Source organism: Leptospira alstonii serovar Sichuan str. 79601, assembly GCF_000347175.1.
Lineage (GTDB): Bacteria > Spirochaetota > Leptospiria > Leptospirales > Leptospiraceae > Leptospira > Leptospira alstonii.
This window is the reverse complement of the sequence record NZ_ANIK01000016.1, coordinates 83,840-96,397: the sequence shown is the minus strand read 5'-3', so window position 1 is coordinate 96,397 and position 12,558 is coordinate 83,840. Positions and strand designations below refer to the sequence as shown.

Here is a 12,558-nt window from a genome sequence, read left to right as displayed (position 1 = left end):
ATGGAAACTGTATATTTAGAAATTATAAAGTTCTTAAATGAAGGATCAATTTTCAGAGTTCTTCTCGTTTTGTTTTCGTTTTTGACTTCGTTACTCCTTGCGGGTGTGGGTTTTCTGTGGTTTAAAAATCCTGAATTGCTCACGGAAATTCTGCACACGCTGTCACTTCGTAAATCCCCGGAAGGATCAACAGAGAAAGAAGAGAATATCAGTGCTACACCCCTTCAAAAATCTGTTTCTTCCTTTGATCTGATCCGGGGTCTTTTTTCGTCGTCTGTGGATTTTAGTTTCACGGATAGAGGCGCGGCCTTGCATTTCCCTCAGTATATGCGGGGTCAAGCCAAGGACGGCTTAACGGAGCTTCTACAAAATATTGTTTCGTCTGTGCGGGAAATCTCTACCGAGAACCGGCAAATCGAATTCGATTTTACGAATACGTTAGTCGTTAATCCGTATTCCGCGAATTGTGTTTTTGAGGTTTTAGAGGACGTTCAATCGAATAACGGTGTGTATCTTGTTTTAGCGTTCCGTGGAAAACACTTGAAAGATTTTGAAATCTCTGTGCGTAAACTTTTATCTCGTTCCGATTCCAAATCCGTAAACGTTAGGAAAAGACGATGAATCGTCTAATTTCAATATTTTTAATATTCTCCTTTGTTTCGTGTGCGTCTTACTCTGAACAGGTGAAACAAAACGAAATCGATTTGGACCGGGTGGGACAAATCGTATTAGCGTCTAACGATATTCCGAAAGGGGATATTGAGTTTGTTAAAAAGACTCTCTCTAAAACGAAGAAACTTTTAGATAAAGGGGTTTCGGAGTCGGCCCTTGCCGATAAATGGCGGGATTGGGTTTTTGACAAATGGTTATTTGTTTTTCTGTTTGTGTTGGGCGCGATTACGTTTTTCGTTTGGAAATTAAAATCGTTTTCAATTTCCTTTCCTTCTCTTGGAAAATCCGGAGGTGTGGAAAATGCCGGATAGTTCGTTAAGCACGAAAGTTTTTTTATTCCGCCTGAATAATTGGACGATTGAGAAGGAGCATACTCTATTAGAAAAATTTGAAGCGTATGGACTGAAAGATCATTTCCAGGGCTACAACCCTCCGGGCCACCCTGAAGTTCGAGGTCTTTATTTTGTTCCAGCTACCCAGGAACTAAAAACTCAGGTCGAGCGTTTGGTTTCGGAAGCCGTTACGCTAAATTTGTCGATCGTTGGAACTTACGATCTTTTTGATATTCCGTTTTCGGATATCGAAAAAACCAAAAAATCAATTCCGATTTTCGATATTCTATTAGTGATTTTGATTATTATCTTTATCTTGGGAGCGTTTAAATAATGGCACGACGTTATTATATCTACTACAAACAATCCGGATCCGGGAATCTTACCGTAGGCAAACCTTCGGGTTATAACAAGTTTTTACACAACCCCGACGTGAAAAGAATGTCCTTTGAATTGCCGTCTGACAAAGGCGCGTCTCAAGAAGCGATCGGTAAGTTTATCCAAGATTTTCAGAGACTCAACGCCGGTAAGTTTTCGATTTCGAACGCTGTTACTGGAACCGTTTCACAGCCGACGCCGCCCGCTCCAAAACCGCCGTCCGGCACTGGTGGAACCGATCCCAGTCCTCCTTCCAAAATCGTTGTCTCCGGCAAGGTTGAACCTAAGAAGGAAGAGAAAGACGACAATTCGATTATTATATTAATCGGAATTGCTCTTGCGATTGTTTTTGGTCCGAAGCTTCTGAAAAAACGTAAGCGATAATGCCTCTTGAGTTTGACGGTAAATACATTCCTTCCGGTGACGTTAGACACGTTATTGATTGGTCCGGTTTTTCCGGGTCCGTAAACATTCCGGATTCGTTACGTTCTTTCTACGGCTTCTTAGAACAACCTGAGAGACGTAGAATTTCGTTTATTGTGCAAGCCGGAACTGTTTTCAGGGAACAATTCTCTTTTAAGATTTACTCTAAAGATCCGCAAATTCCGGAATTTAACAAAATCTTTTCCCAGGCAAATTCTCAGATTCCGGATTTTTCTAAATCCGTTTTAACCTTTGACTTTGATACGAAGGGAACAAATATTCCAGTAATTCCGGAACGTGTAAAAGAAGCAGCAGAAGATTTATTACAAGATTTTAAAACGGTTTTGATCGTTGGTCTCTGTGCTTTCATCGCTTGGAAGACTTTCGGTGACTACATTCTCGGTAAGAGAAGGTAATTGCTATGGCCGTTATCAATTCTCTTGAGAACGTTGATCCTCGTCTGGTTTCGTTTTTTCAGGATTTGAAAAGTTCCCTTCCGGGCGTTTTCGTTTTCGAGTCCCGCCGGTCGTGGGCAAGACAAGCTAAACTTTATGCGGCCTGTAAGGCCGGGACCGGCCACTGTCCGGCGGCCCCGCCGGGTTCTTCCGCGCATCAATTCGGTCGCGCGTTGGATATTAACGGTTTCAGTGCGGAAAAGGATCGTAAATCTATCGAATCCGTTTTAAACCGACATTCAGAAATCGAGTGGGGAATCGATTGGAAAGAGTCAGATCCGCCTCACTTTCAAATTCGGAATTGGAGTCGTGGTCTTTCGTTCCAAGATAAATTTTTCGATGGAGGGCTTTGGGTATGGGCTGTAATTGCAATAATCATTATATTCCTTCTCAATCGTTAAACGAACTCGGGTTCTGGCCGTTCGATTGGTTTGAGCAAAAAGCAACCGAGTTTTGTTTAGAAAAAGCATACGATCATCTTACGCCGATCATTGTGTTTATCATCTGTGTTTTAGTAATTCTATTCTTAGGCGGGCGATTGAAGTGGGTTTGAACATACAAGAAGCTCAGGCCCTAACTGCATTAATCTTTTCTAAAGCAAGGGAAGAAGCGATAAAAGCTGGGTTGGAGGTTCTTTTCTGTAGAGGTAACAATCTGATTTGTCGAAAGCCCGACGGACGAGAAATTGCTTTGAAACAACTGCCCCCAAGAGTTTCGAATCTTCCAACTGAATTCAAATTATCAAATCAAAAACAGTTGTCCAAATAGTAAATTGGGAATATGTCTACTCGATCAATATTCCCACGGTATATCCCCGTGAAACTCGAATAAATCTCGTGAAACGGCCCGTTTTCTATATCCCAAATCAGAATACAAAATACGTTTTAAATGTAAATTGGGAATATGTCGCTCTCGTTTAATGGGACATTTTTTACGGAAGAGACAGAGTTTTTTCGTTGACGTCAGTTGACATCAAGTGTAATTATTAGATAATCTTTAAAAAGAGGAGGTGATATATGTTGGCGACAAAAGCTTTAACTGTAAGAGTTGATACTCAACTATTAGATAGATTTGATCGGGTCGTTAAAAAGGCTCGCAAAACTAATTTCAGCGCAGTTTTAGACAATTCAATCCAAAACTTTATACGTAGAGCAATGGAATCTGAATTAGAAAAAATTGAGAATACCGTCGCCAATTCGTCTCGGTAATAATTGCTAAACTAAATCACTCAGAATTAGGCCGTCGAATTGGGGACATAACAAACGCGGCATAATATATATTATCGTTCTTATTTGGAACATAAACCCAACTTCCGATAATGTATCTTATGTCCCATTATAACGCACTCTTGGATCGAGAGAATACCAAGGTCCCTTTACCCTCCATATATCCCCATAACCTTACCCACAAAAAAAGTACTTGGATCTCAAGATAAATCTGTCGGAATTACGACAAATCTTCTGTGAAACTTACGCCCTGCAACGCGATCCGTAGAGAGCGTTGCATTGAGTTTCCCCTAATTTTGGGTGGTGGGGTGAATAAACTCTATTTCGCTCTCTACGGGTCGCGAAATTGGTGGAAAGGCTCGGGAGGCTTTTCTCTATCAGAAAATCATACTTTTTGCAAGTAAAAAGCTCCATTCTTGTCGGAACACTTGAAAAATGTGCGTTTTTGATCCTTCTTATTCCAAAAACCTTCTTAACTTGTGGGGTTGGTTATGATATATCCCGGAGGACGAATTGAAGTTATCCCGGATTTGCCTCGATAAACGTTTTGATAACCTCCGCCAATTCTTCTCCTTTATCTTCTTGAAGAAAATGTCCGCCATTTGCAATCGTAACGTGCTTTTGACCTTTTGCACCGGGAATCAATCTTCTGAAAAATATATCTCCTCCTTTCGTGATCGGGTCTCCGTCGCTGAATGCTGTCAAAAAAGGTTTTTTCCAAGTCCTTAAAATTTCCCAAGCTTTTCGGTTTGGCTCCGACGCCGGATCGTCGGGAGAAATCGGAACCAGAGCGGGAAACTTACGAGCCGCGGCTTTATAAGATTCGTCCGGATAAGGGGCGTCATAAGCCGCTACCACTTCCGGAGAAAGCGCGGAAGCACATCCGTTTTTGACGATTGATCCGATCGAAAGCCGTTTTACGTTTTGGGAGAAATGTCTCCACTTCAGAAAATCCTCTTTTGGAGGAACATCTCCCGTCGGAAGAAACGTATTCGCCGCTACAATTCTGGAAAATCGTTCCGGATTTTCAGCAACGAGCCGAAGCCCCAAAAGACCGCCCCAGTCCTGACAGAATAAGGTGACGTTTCCAAGATTCAACTTCTCCACAAATTCTTTCAGCCAATCCATATGAGCCTGATAGGAAAAGAAATCGGGGTCGTCGGGTTTATCGGACTTACCGAAACCGATCAGATCCGGGGCGATCACTCTGTAACCTGCAACCGACAAAGCAGGAATCATCTTTCTGTATAAATACGACCAAGACGGTTCTCCGTGCAGCAAAAGAATCGTTTCTTTTTCTTCCGCACTTCCTTCGTCCACGTAGTGCATTCTCAGATTCCGGACTTCTAAGTAATTGGCTTTGAAATCGTAACCTGGCAAATTTTCAAAAGCGGAATCCGGGGTTCTTAAGATTTTCATAGGGACGATAGAATTCTTGAAGTTCCAAATCCGGGAAGCAATTTTTATTCGACGGTTGGAAAGTTTGGGCGAATCCGGCTCCATTTTTTTCCGTAAGAAAAAAATGGAGCCAGACCGCGCTTTTCGCTCCAATCAACAAATTGATAGATCGCTCTAAAAACGGTTTTCTTTCCTAATTCCAATTTGTTGATTCCGCTTCAATCGCTTTCGCATCGGTTAAACCGAACTGACTTTAGCGACTTGCCGAACGATTCGTAAAGAACACAGGCTGTCCGAGTCCATTTTTACTTTGTTTAGGAACGAGTGAGTAGGAATTACGAGCAGCTGTATGTATGTTGTAAAGTCCTAACCACTTGAAACGCGAGAACTACCGCAAATTTCCTTTGAGATTTTTGGACAAGCTCTTATCAAAAACGTTAAGTTTAAAACTTTAAAATATTATGATTTAGGAAAATTCTCCAGAAGCTCCTTGTTTTTCAATTTCTGATCCTTGAGCATCTGATAATTTTCGCCTTTGATGGCCTTGAAGTTTTGGATGACTTTCATCTTTTCTTTCATGAATTCTTTGAGCGGTTCCACCGACAATTCTTTACCGTCCCAAGTGGCCTGTTCCCCCGTCTTAAGATCCAAATCTTTTCCGGAGGAAGAATGAACGGCAATCTCTCCTTCGTTTACAAAAATCCCGTCGGGTATGTCGGAATCCTCGTTTTTAGGAGCCTTTGTTTTTTCTTCGGCGATCACAAATTGAGTTCCGCGAACTCCCGCCGTATAAGACGCCGAGCTGATTTCCAAGTCTTCTTTTTTACCGGACTTTTGAACGTTCGCAAATAGTTTGCCCGAAATCAAGGTAACCTTTGTCGTATTCTTGGATCCGTCCGAAAAGAGTTCGGCGATTTCGATTTTAGTAAAAGGTGCAAGTCGAACCACGGAGTTGGCGCCCAATTGCAGATCCGCTTTCCCTTCTCCGGTTTCCACTTTCGCGGCTTTTGTAAGGACGACGTTTTTTTTCAACGCCTCGGTTTTGCCGGCTTGTATATATTGGGCTTTTCCGGAAACAAAGAGTACGATCGCCACTTCCTCATCCGCAAAAACGATTTGAGGCGACAATATAAGAAAAGAAACGAAGAGTAAGGCCTTACGAATCATATCGAAAGAACTTACACGAATTCTTTAAAAAATCTACAACTAATTTTCCCGAACATCAAATGCGATTGTTGATTCTTTTTTCAATAACTTCGTTCATAAGATCCGCGAGTTCTTGAAACTCGTCTCCTTTTCGAATTTTGATCTTCTTGGCCGGACCTTGACCCGCCGCTAATTTTCTAAGTTGGTTTTTGATATTATAAACCGGACCCGCCATTTTGTGAGAATAGATGATGGTAAAGATCGCGGTCATTCCCAAAAACAAACCGGATAAAAACAGAATTCCGTTCACCTGAATCGTAAACATATCGAGTTTGTGATCGTAATCGGGAAGAAAGATTTCCCTTTCTACGAACTTTTCCTTTTCCACTCCGTTGTAATCTTCAAAACCTTTTTGATACACTTTGACCGGATCGTTTCTCAAACGAAAGACGACTCCCTTATCAAACTTAGTGTAGTTCACCCAATACAAAAAACCTAAAGTTAAAACGAAACCTAAAACGATGAGTAAGGAATAATTCAATAAGAACTTGAATTGAAACTCCCGGTCTACGACGTAATTGCTGAAAATTCTTTTTTTACCGGGGTCTTCTTGTACCATTTTATGCGGATCCTCGAAGAATAGATTTCCCGATTTACCGATCGACTGTCAAAGAAAATTTGCTTTCAGTGGAGTTGAATGACTTCGGAGACCGACTCTCTCCGAATGGCGATTTCTTTTTCAAGAGTCTGAACATACATCGCTTTTTCGTCCATATCCACGATGACACCCTCGATCTCTTTTCCGTCCGTCAGAACGATTTTCTCCAATCTTTGAAAATCCGTTACGAGTTCTTGTCTACTTGAGTAAGCTCGGTTTTTATCCCGAGGAATGTTTGCAATCGGCAACCTCTCAAACTCAGCCGCAAGACGGTCTTTCTCGGAATCGTTCAAATGACTTCTAACAAAACCTTTTTGATTTACGAAAATTCCCTGATTGGGTTCCAGAACCTGCTCGCCTCCCGGCGCCGTTTTTTGAGATTCCACACGAGCGCTGATCGCAACTCGGCCTTCCAAAACCCGCACCCGAGTTCCTTCTCCGGGAACGTTTTGAAAACTGAAACTTGTACCCCGAACTTCCGCGCTTACGTTTTCGGAACGAACGATGAATTCTTCTTTTTTAAGATTTTTATGAATATGAGTCAGAAGTTCTCCCTTTTCCAAATCGATTCCGATTTTGTAGTGTGTGGAAAGATCGATCAATCGAAACGAAACTTCCGAATCGGAGAGAATCCTCACTACAATTCCGTCGGACACTTTCAGATTCAGAATAGCCCCCGAACCCGTAACGACTCTCTGGCCTTCTTGAATTCTAACTCCGGGTTTTAAAAGAATTTTGTCCTTGGGATCGGAAGAAGTGAGATATGCGTCCCCTTCCACTTGTGAAATTTCGACTCCCCCCTTTTCGATTCCGGGAGAAGGCCTATCTTTAAGAATAGAATAATATCCTAATGTAACAGCGAAAAGAAAAATTGCGGCCGCTGAAAGTCCCCAAACGAATTTATTTTTCGTAAAATCGGACAAAAAAAGCATTTTTGAAGAACCGGAAGTTGCGCGCGTATAGAGAGATTCGAAATCCGATTCTTTGAAGGAATATTCCACCCAAGAACCGCTCAAGCCTTTGGCCAGCCATTCTACGGAAGGACTTAGATCGTTTTGTTTTCCTTCGAACAGAATTTCTCGAATCTTCTCTTCTCTATTCATTCCCGATTCTTCCATTTTTTATCTATGCTCTTATAATCAGGGTCTTAAATTCTTTTGTTCCGCGATTTCGATCACTTTCGCCGTCGCCTTTACGATTAGGCGGGAAGCGGTGGAAACCGATATGTCCATAATTTCCGCAATGGTCGTCAGATTGTAATCTTCCATAAACCGAAGAATCAACGCATATTTTTCGTCTTCTTCCAGTTCATCCAAACAAAGCAAAAGACGCTCTTCCAAATCCTTGAGTTCCGTCTTTCTGACAAACGAGAGTTTTTGTTCCTGAAAATCCTGCATTTCCGGATTTCCACTTTCTTTTACCGTGGAAAATTTCCGAGAATAGTTGATGGACCTGTTTCGAGCAATCGTATAGAGCAAACGAATCGCCTGTTCCCGATCGATATTCGAGTCCGAATATTTCCTGAAAAAATTCAGGAACGTATCCTGCATCAGATCCATCGCGACTTCAGGATTCCCGGAACTATATTTATAGAGGAAATCAAAGATCCTTCCACTATACTCTCGATAGAGAGAGTCCATAAAATCTTTCCGGGAGGTCATTGGGAACTACGTTGAAATTAGGAAAGCCGATTTCAAGTAAATTCCTTTGCCGCTCTTGCCTTCTATTCTTAGGTTAACAGAACGATTCCGGATTTTTTTCAGAATCGGTTTTTTTTTCGAAAAAGAACCAAATTATTTTCGATACAATAGATGATGCGTCCGGACTTCGAAAACTCTTTTGAACGCGATGCAATGAGACAAAAGCAGCGGCGACAACACATTCAAAAGCTCGGAAAAACATTCTGCGTTTTAGGGGTTTTGTTAGGAGGAACTTTTTTAGAATTTCCACATCCCGCGTCCTCTCAAAACGTTTCACAAAATGAATCCTCAAATCAACATCAACACGGAATCGCCGAGATAAAACCCCTCCTTCGGGTTTTCCCTTCCTTTCGAAAGGAGGAATGTGATTGGGCGATTCGACCCGATATTTGCGTCGGCTGTCTCAAAATCGGAAGGAGATACGCGCAAAAGATTCATTTTTATCCGTCGGAACCGTATCGGGAACACGGATGTTATTCGGAAGAAGAAGGATTTTTTCTTTTAGATTAACGAGAACCTCTAAGAACTTCCGTTTCGATATTTGAATAGGCGCAAAACGCTGTTATAAAGCATTTTGTAATAGAGTTGTTGAAAAATTCCACGATTTCTATTATCAAACCGCGCGGAACCGAACGGTCTGTTCTAATGAAATAAAATGCGATCTAAAATTATTTTTTCAACAATTCTAATATTAGAAAACAACAAACTTAAGGATAATAGTTCTTTTCGAGAATTAAAGAATTCTTAAGTTCCGCAAGGATCGGTTCGGAACAAAAAGAGAGAATCGGACGATTTTCTTGGAAAGGTAATTTCCGCTAATCTTAGTTTTTTCCGTAAGAACAAACTAAGATTAGGCGAGTGGAATCTTATTTCTTACAAGCTTGGATTGCAGGAATACTTTTTGCAGATTTAAGACAAGTAAGATCGAATTTTCCGGACATACATTCTTTTTGTAATACGGGAACCAAAGTCGCTTTCATAGTCGCGATGTTTGCGGCATCTTCCGCTTTTTGTCCCGCGGTCAGATTGGTTAACATTTCGTCTACGATCGGAGCACACTCTTCGGCCGAATGTTTAGAACCGGGACAGTTTACAGTCAATGAAAGAACCGTGAGAACGCCTATGGAAATCATGAGAGCTTTTTTCATCTAATCTTCCTCTTTTGAATATTGGGAACCACTTTGGCCCGATCTTGTTCCGTGAAAAGTGATTTTTTGGACGGGTGAACGGTTATTCCATAATGTAGGATTCCTTTTTCTCCCTTAAATTTTAATACTTTGGCGCGGGAATCATATTGATAGGTTCCGGCATTAACCAACACTTCGAATCCATTTTTATAATGAATGGCCGGGATAAAAATTTCCGTTTCCGGAAAAATATTCCCGTCTTGTCGAAAGGAATATTTGAATAAGGATCTTTCCATATCAAAGGATAAGGCTACGGGCAAACCCTTGGTGGTAATCGGATACGGTCGACTGAACGCCCTCGTCGCCCTACCTCCGTCCTCGTCATACGAAGCGGGCGTGTCCATGGAATAAATCGATAAGTCTTCCTCATTCCACCTGTCTCCCAAACTGTGAGTATGATCGGGCGTATAATTCCATAACGCAAGATTTACGAAATTTTTTTCCACGGCTTTCATCACCCGATCCAACGCTTTTTCCAAAACTCCGTAATCGTTTTTAAGATAAGCGACTTTTTGATTTAGGTCCATTGGGATTCCGGTTTCTCCGATTACGGTCGGACAGTTGCCCATATTTTTTTCGGACATTTCCCGGATCATTCGAATCGTTTCTTCGTAGGCCTTATCTATATTCTCTTTTCCGAATATAGGTTTTTGTTTGAATACGTGAACCCCGAACCAAGGAAAATAACGTTTGAGCATAAGCACCGAAATATCGTACCAGTGTGTCGCATTGATTACGGAACCGTGATTTTTCTTCGGCGTTTCTTTCCATTCCAGTTCGAGTCTCGAAGGATCGCTTTCCACAAAGATATGAAATCGGCTTTCCACCTTCTGCACTCTCTCTTTGAACTTCTTGATAAAAGGCCGCATAAAGTCCGTATAGAATTCGTATTTTCTTCCGTTTTTCTTGTAGAAGTATTCCGGCTTTAACATCATCGGCGCCCCGTTCGGATCGTAATCCCATACGCCGTGATTTCTCCAGATACATTGATGTCCTCGTTTCCAGAGCGGAATTCCACCTCCGTTCATTCGAACCTTGCCGAAAGGAAAACTCCAAAACCCGAGCATATAAGCTTGTTCCGCGGAGACGGCGCGTCCTTCGGAGAGATACATTTCCTTAAACGGAGAAGTTTTGACAATCTTGCCGAATCCGAATCCGTCGAATTCACCCAGATTCTTTTTTCCGATCCATCCGGGAGAAGGTTCGTTCAAAGTATCAAAGCCGATTACGTTTTTATACTTCTTGAGTTTACGCACGATCTTGAGTACGGAATCGATGTAGTGATCCTGCAAAAAATCCTGTGCGTTTTTTCCGCCGATCTTTGTGTCCGGCGCAAATTCTCTTCCTCCGAAAAATAAGGAAAACATCGTTCCACATGCGTATTTTTGATAATTGAGGGGCCAGGACATTCTTCGATAATTTCTTCCCTGGTGATGATGGACGATCGCCGTTTCCGAATCCCGGATTTTGGAGATATCCATTCCCAATTCTTCCAGAGTCCAACCGGGGGCTCCGTCTCCTCCCGTGAATCGGGACCATACGTCCTGATGCGGATCGATAAAAAGATAAAGTCCCTTTTGCGCGGCGAGAGAGACCATTCTTTCCACGTAGTCTATGTATTCCGCATCGTATTTTCCGGGGCCCTTGTGTTCGATCGCTTCCCACGTTATGAGAAACCGCAAGAAGTTGAATCCCCATTTTTTAAGCCTGTCAAAATGTTCGGCCGCCCGATTTTCCTCCAGAGGTCTTCCCACAAAGGACACGTCCCTATGATTGACGAATGTGAGATTCTGATCGAAGTGTGTGGTCCCGTCGGGTTTGGAAGGAAGTTTTGCGGAGCCGGAAAGATTGACTCCGCGCAATTGATAGATCGCTCCGCCTTTGTCGGCGAAATATCCGTTCTTAACGAATAACTCTTCCATAATATTCCTCAAATTGAATTCTTGCGTCCTCGTATCCCCTGCTGATCAGATAATCCGCCTGCACTTGGGAGAAATTCAGGATGCTCCCGAATCCGAGAGAGGTTCTGGGACCGATCGTTCGTATCTTGAGTTCGGGTCGATCCGCGCTTGGTATGGATAACAAAGAAGTGAGTCTGGACTTTTTTCCCTTCTTATTTTTTTTCTCGAAGTTTAAATTGGACATCACGGTTTGATACGATCCGATGAGGGATAACTCGAAAACTCTTTCCAGTCCTTCCCTTCTCGTTTTCGGTAAACCCATATCGATTCCTCCGACGGGAGACAGTAATACTACGACGATATCGGTCGCGCCGCGTTCGACTGCGGGAAGGATCGGAGTGTTGGCCATCACTCCTCCGTCCCAATGCGGCTTTCCGTCCACATACTGCCAGGGAAAGAACATGGGAATCGCGGAAGAAGCCATTACGTGTTCTATATCGATTTCCTTATTTCTAAAAAATACGAGTTCTGCGGTGAGAATGTTGACCGCGGTGATGATGACTTCGACCGGATTCTTTCTCAGTTTGCGAAAGTCCAGATGAGAATAGAGTAAATTCTTGAGCGGTGTCGTGTCGGTTAAGGGGGAATAACTTTTTACGAAAATGTCCACCAAATCGCTCCAGATGGAATAACGCATTACCTTCTTCGCTTCGATGGACTTCCATAACTTCGTGATTTCCGCCGCGTTCATTCCGCATCCCATCGCGGTCGCCGTAATTGCCCCGACGGAAGTGCCGCAGATGATATCCGGTTTGAATTGGATCTCTTCCAAATATCGGAGAACTCCCGCTTGGTAAGCGCCTCGGGCTCCGCCCCCGGATAAAATAAGAGCGCGTTTCATTCTTACCTGAATCTCAAGGGGTCGGAAAAAAGAGAAGAATTTTCAGTTTGTTCGAAGGAACTCAATGGGCAGATCTTTGAAAAGTGGAAACCTTCTGAGCGACTGCATCGTTTCATCGACATCCATCTGTCGAGATCGGAAGCTCGGGAATGACCAGTTCTCGAAACTCAGAAAGGTCAGC

Annotated in this window: 16 protein-coding genes; 8 read left to right on the top strand and 8 right to left on the bottom strand. The window is 42.6% G+C overall.

Annotation, left to right across the window (positions count from 1 at the left end):
- From LEP1GSC194_RS04020 to LEP1GSC194_RS22870, 7 genes are read left to right on the top strand one after another with little or no spacing between them, the layout of a single operon-like run.
- Complete coding sequence (locus LEP1GSC194_RS04020) at window positions 1-621, top strand: hypothetical protein (RefSeq protein ID WP_017810053.1); 621 nt, start codon at window positions 1-3, stop codon at window positions 619-621.
- A complete protein-coding gene (locus LEP1GSC194_RS04015) occupies window positions 618-983 on the top strand; it encodes a hypothetical protein (RefSeq protein ID WP_017810054.1) in 366 nt (121 codons plus the stop codon). Before LEP1GSC194_RS04020 ends, LEP1GSC194_RS04015 begins: the two co-directional genes overlap by 4 nt.
- Window positions 973-1,338, top strand: coding sequence for a hypothetical protein (locus tag LEP1GSC194_RS04010; RefSeq protein WP_017810055.1), 366 nt, complete (start codon window positions 973-975; stop codon window positions 1,336-1,338). Before LEP1GSC194_RS04015 ends, LEP1GSC194_RS04010 begins: the two co-directional genes overlap by 11 nt.
- Window positions 1,338-1,766: a hypothetical protein gene (locus tag LEP1GSC194_RS04005; RefSeq protein WP_017810056.1), complete on the top strand. Its 429-nt coding sequence runs from the start codon at window positions 1,338-1,340 to the stop codon at window positions 1,764-1,766. Before LEP1GSC194_RS04010 ends, LEP1GSC194_RS04005 begins: the two co-directional genes overlap by 1 nt.
- Window positions 1,766-2,221, top strand: a complete 456-nt coding sequence (locus LEP1GSC194_RS04000) for a hypothetical protein (protein WP_017810057.1) — start codon at window positions 1,766-1,768, stop codon at window positions 2,219-2,221. The genes LEP1GSC194_RS04005 and LEP1GSC194_RS04000 overlap by 1 nt, the downstream gene beginning before the upstream one ends.
- A 5-nt stretch (window positions 2,222-2,226) precedes the next feature.
- Entirely contained in the window at window positions 2,227-2,661 is a 435-nt protein-coding gene (locus tag LEP1GSC194_RS03995; protein ID WP_020772457.1) for a M15 family metallopeptidase, read from the top strand.
- Window positions 2,616-2,813 (top strand): hypothetical protein, encoded by a 198-nt coding sequence (locus tag LEP1GSC194_RS22870; RefSeq protein ID WP_020772375.1) that lies wholly within the window; start codon window positions 2,616-2,618, stop codon window positions 2,811-2,813. The genes LEP1GSC194_RS03995 and LEP1GSC194_RS22870 overlap by 46 nt, the downstream gene beginning before the upstream one ends.
- A 1,192-nt stretch (window positions 2,814-4,005) precedes the next feature.
- Here the strand turns inward: LEP1GSC194_RS22870 and LEP1GSC194_RS03980 are convergent.
- The 5 genes from LEP1GSC194_RS03980 to LEP1GSC194_RS03960 all read right to left on the bottom strand — a co-directional run bounded on the left by LEP1GSC194_RS03980 (window position 4,006) and on the right by LEP1GSC194_RS03960 (window position 8,328).
- Window positions 4,006-4,905 carry a haloalkane dehalogenase gene (locus tag LEP1GSC194_RS03980; protein WP_017810060.1) on the bottom strand — a complete coding sequence of 300 codons (900 nt, stop codon included), beginning with the start codon at window positions 4,903-4,905 and terminating at the stop codon, window positions 4,006-4,008.
- A 438-nt stretch (window positions 4,906-5,343) separates the two neighbouring features.
- The gene (locus tag LEP1GSC194_RS03975) at window positions 5,344-6,051 is read right to left on the bottom strand and encodes a FecR family protein (RefSeq protein WP_020772484.1); all 708 of its coding nucleotides are present in this window, start codon (window positions 6,049-6,051) and stop codon (window positions 5,344-5,346) included.
- 55 nt (window positions 6,052-6,106) lie between these two features.
- Window positions 6,107-6,649, bottom strand: coding sequence for a HAMP domain-containing protein (locus tag LEP1GSC194_RS03970; RefSeq protein WP_020772383.1), 543 nt, complete (start codon window positions 6,647-6,649; stop codon window positions 6,107-6,109).
- Between the two features lie 65 nt (window positions 6,650-6,714).
- Window positions 6,715-7,806 (bottom strand): FecR family protein, encoded by a 1,092-nt coding sequence (locus LEP1GSC194_RS03965; RefSeq protein ID WP_020772456.1) that lies wholly within the window; start codon window positions 7,804-7,806, stop codon window positions 6,715-6,717.
- Between the two features lie 21 nt (window positions 7,807-7,827).
- Window positions 7,828-8,328, bottom strand: coding sequence for an RNA polymerase sigma factor (locus LEP1GSC194_RS03960; RefSeq protein WP_020772439.1), 501 nt, complete (start codon window positions 8,326-8,328; stop codon window positions 7,828-7,830).
- A gap of 174 nt (window positions 8,329-8,502) precedes the next feature.
- Here LEP1GSC194_RS03960 and LEP1GSC194_RS03955 point away from each other — a divergent pair, with 174 nt between their 5' ends.
- A complete protein-coding gene (locus tag LEP1GSC194_RS03955) occupies window positions 8,503-8,898 on the top strand; it encodes a hypothetical protein (RefSeq protein ID WP_036041305.1) in 396 nt (131 codons plus the stop codon).
- Window positions 8,899-9,254: 356 nt separating this feature from the next.
- Here LEP1GSC194_RS03955 and LEP1GSC194_RS03950 read toward each other — a convergent pair whose 3' ends face one another.
- Genes LEP1GSC194_RS03950 through LEP1GSC194_RS03940 form a run of 3 tightly spaced genes read right to left on the bottom strand, consistent with a single transcriptional unit; the run spans window position 9,255 to window position 12,377 of the window.
- Entirely contained in the window at window positions 9,255-9,536 is a 282-nt protein-coding gene (locus LEP1GSC194_RS03950) for a TIGR04454 family lipoprotein (RefSeq protein WP_020772512.1), read from the bottom strand.
- A complete protein-coding gene (locus LEP1GSC194_RS03945) occupies window positions 9,533-11,497 on the bottom strand; it encodes a glycoside hydrolase family 5 protein (protein ID WP_020772341.1) in 1,965 nt (654 codons plus the stop codon). The genes LEP1GSC194_RS03950 and LEP1GSC194_RS03945 overlap by 4 nt, the downstream gene beginning before the upstream one ends.
- On the bottom strand, window positions 11,478-12,377 hold the full coding sequence (locus tag LEP1GSC194_RS03940) for a patatin-like phospholipase family protein (protein WP_020772540.1): 900 nt from the start codon (window positions 12,375-12,377) through the stop codon (window positions 11,478-11,480). Before LEP1GSC194_RS03940 ends, LEP1GSC194_RS03945 begins: the two co-directional genes overlap by 20 nt.
- Window positions 12,378-12,558 lie beyond the last annotated feature (181 nt).

What these genes read in the sequence shown, in the direction of transcription:
- LEP1GSC194_RS03965 (WP_020772456.1), bottom strand. Translation starts at nt 7,806, where the DNA reads ATGGAAGAATCGGGAATGAATAGAGAAGAGAAGATTCGAGAAATTCTG.
- LEP1GSC194_RS04000 (WP_017810057.1), top strand. Translation starts at nt 1,766, where the DNA reads ATGCCTCTTGAGTTTGACGGTAAATACATTCCTTCCGGTGACGTTAGA.
- LEP1GSC194_RS03970 (WP_020772383.1), bottom strand. Translation starts at nt 6,649, where the DNA reads ATGGTACAAGAAGACCCCGGTAAAAAAAGAATTTTCAGCAATTACGTC.
- LEP1GSC194_RS03955 (WP_036041305.1), top strand. Translation starts at nt 8,503, where the DNA reads ATGCGTCCGGACTTCGAAAACTCTTTTGAACGCGATGCAATGAGACAA.
- LEP1GSC194_RS03980 (WP_017810060.1), bottom strand. Translation starts at nt 4,905, where the DNA reads ATGAAAATCTTAAGAACCCCGGATTCCGCTTTTGAAAATTTGCCAGGT.
- LEP1GSC194_RS03960 (WP_020772439.1), bottom strand. Translation starts at nt 8,328, where the DNA reads ATGGACTCTCTCTATCGAGAGTATAGTGGAAGGATCTTTGATTTCCTC.
- LEP1GSC194_RS04010 (WP_017810055.1), top strand. Translation starts at nt 973, where the DNA reads ATGCCGGATAGTTCGTTAAGCACGAAAGTTTTTTTATTCCGCCTGAAT.
- LEP1GSC194_RS03975 (WP_020772484.1), bottom strand. Translation starts at nt 6,051, where the DNA reads ATGATTCGTAAGGCCTTACTCTTCGTTTCTTTTCTTATATTGTCGCCT.
- LEP1GSC194_RS22870 (WP_020772375.1), top strand. Translation starts at nt 2,616, where the DNA reads ATGGGCTGTAATTGCAATAATCATTATATTCCTTCTCAATCGTTAAAC.
- LEP1GSC194_RS03940 (WP_020772540.1), bottom strand. Translation starts at nt 12,377, where the DNA reads ATGAAACGCGCTCTTATTTTATCCGGGGGCGGAGCCCGAGGCGCTTAC.
- LEP1GSC194_RS04005 (WP_017810056.1), top strand. Translation starts at nt 1,338, where the DNA reads ATGGCACGACGTTATTATATCTACTACAAACAATCCGGATCCGGGAAT.
- LEP1GSC194_RS03995 (WP_020772457.1), top strand. Translation starts at nt 2,227, where the DNA reads ATGGCCGTTATCAATTCTCTTGAGAACGTTGATCCTCGTCTGGTTTCG.
- LEP1GSC194_RS04015 (WP_017810054.1), top strand. Translation starts at nt 618, where the DNA reads ATGAATCGTCTAATTTCAATATTTTTAATATTCTCCTTTGTTTCGTGT.
- LEP1GSC194_RS03950 (WP_020772512.1), bottom strand. Translation starts at nt 9,536, where the DNA reads ATGAAAAAAGCTCTCATGATTTCCATAGGCGTTCTCACGGTTCTTTCA.
- LEP1GSC194_RS04020 (WP_017810053.1), top strand. Translation starts at nt 1, where the DNA reads ATGGAAACTGTATATTTAGAAATTATAAAGTTCTTAAATGAAGGATCA.
- LEP1GSC194_RS03945 (WP_020772341.1), bottom strand. Translation starts at nt 11,497, where the DNA reads ATGGAAGAGTTATTCGTTAAGAACGGATATTTCGCCGACAAAGGCGGA.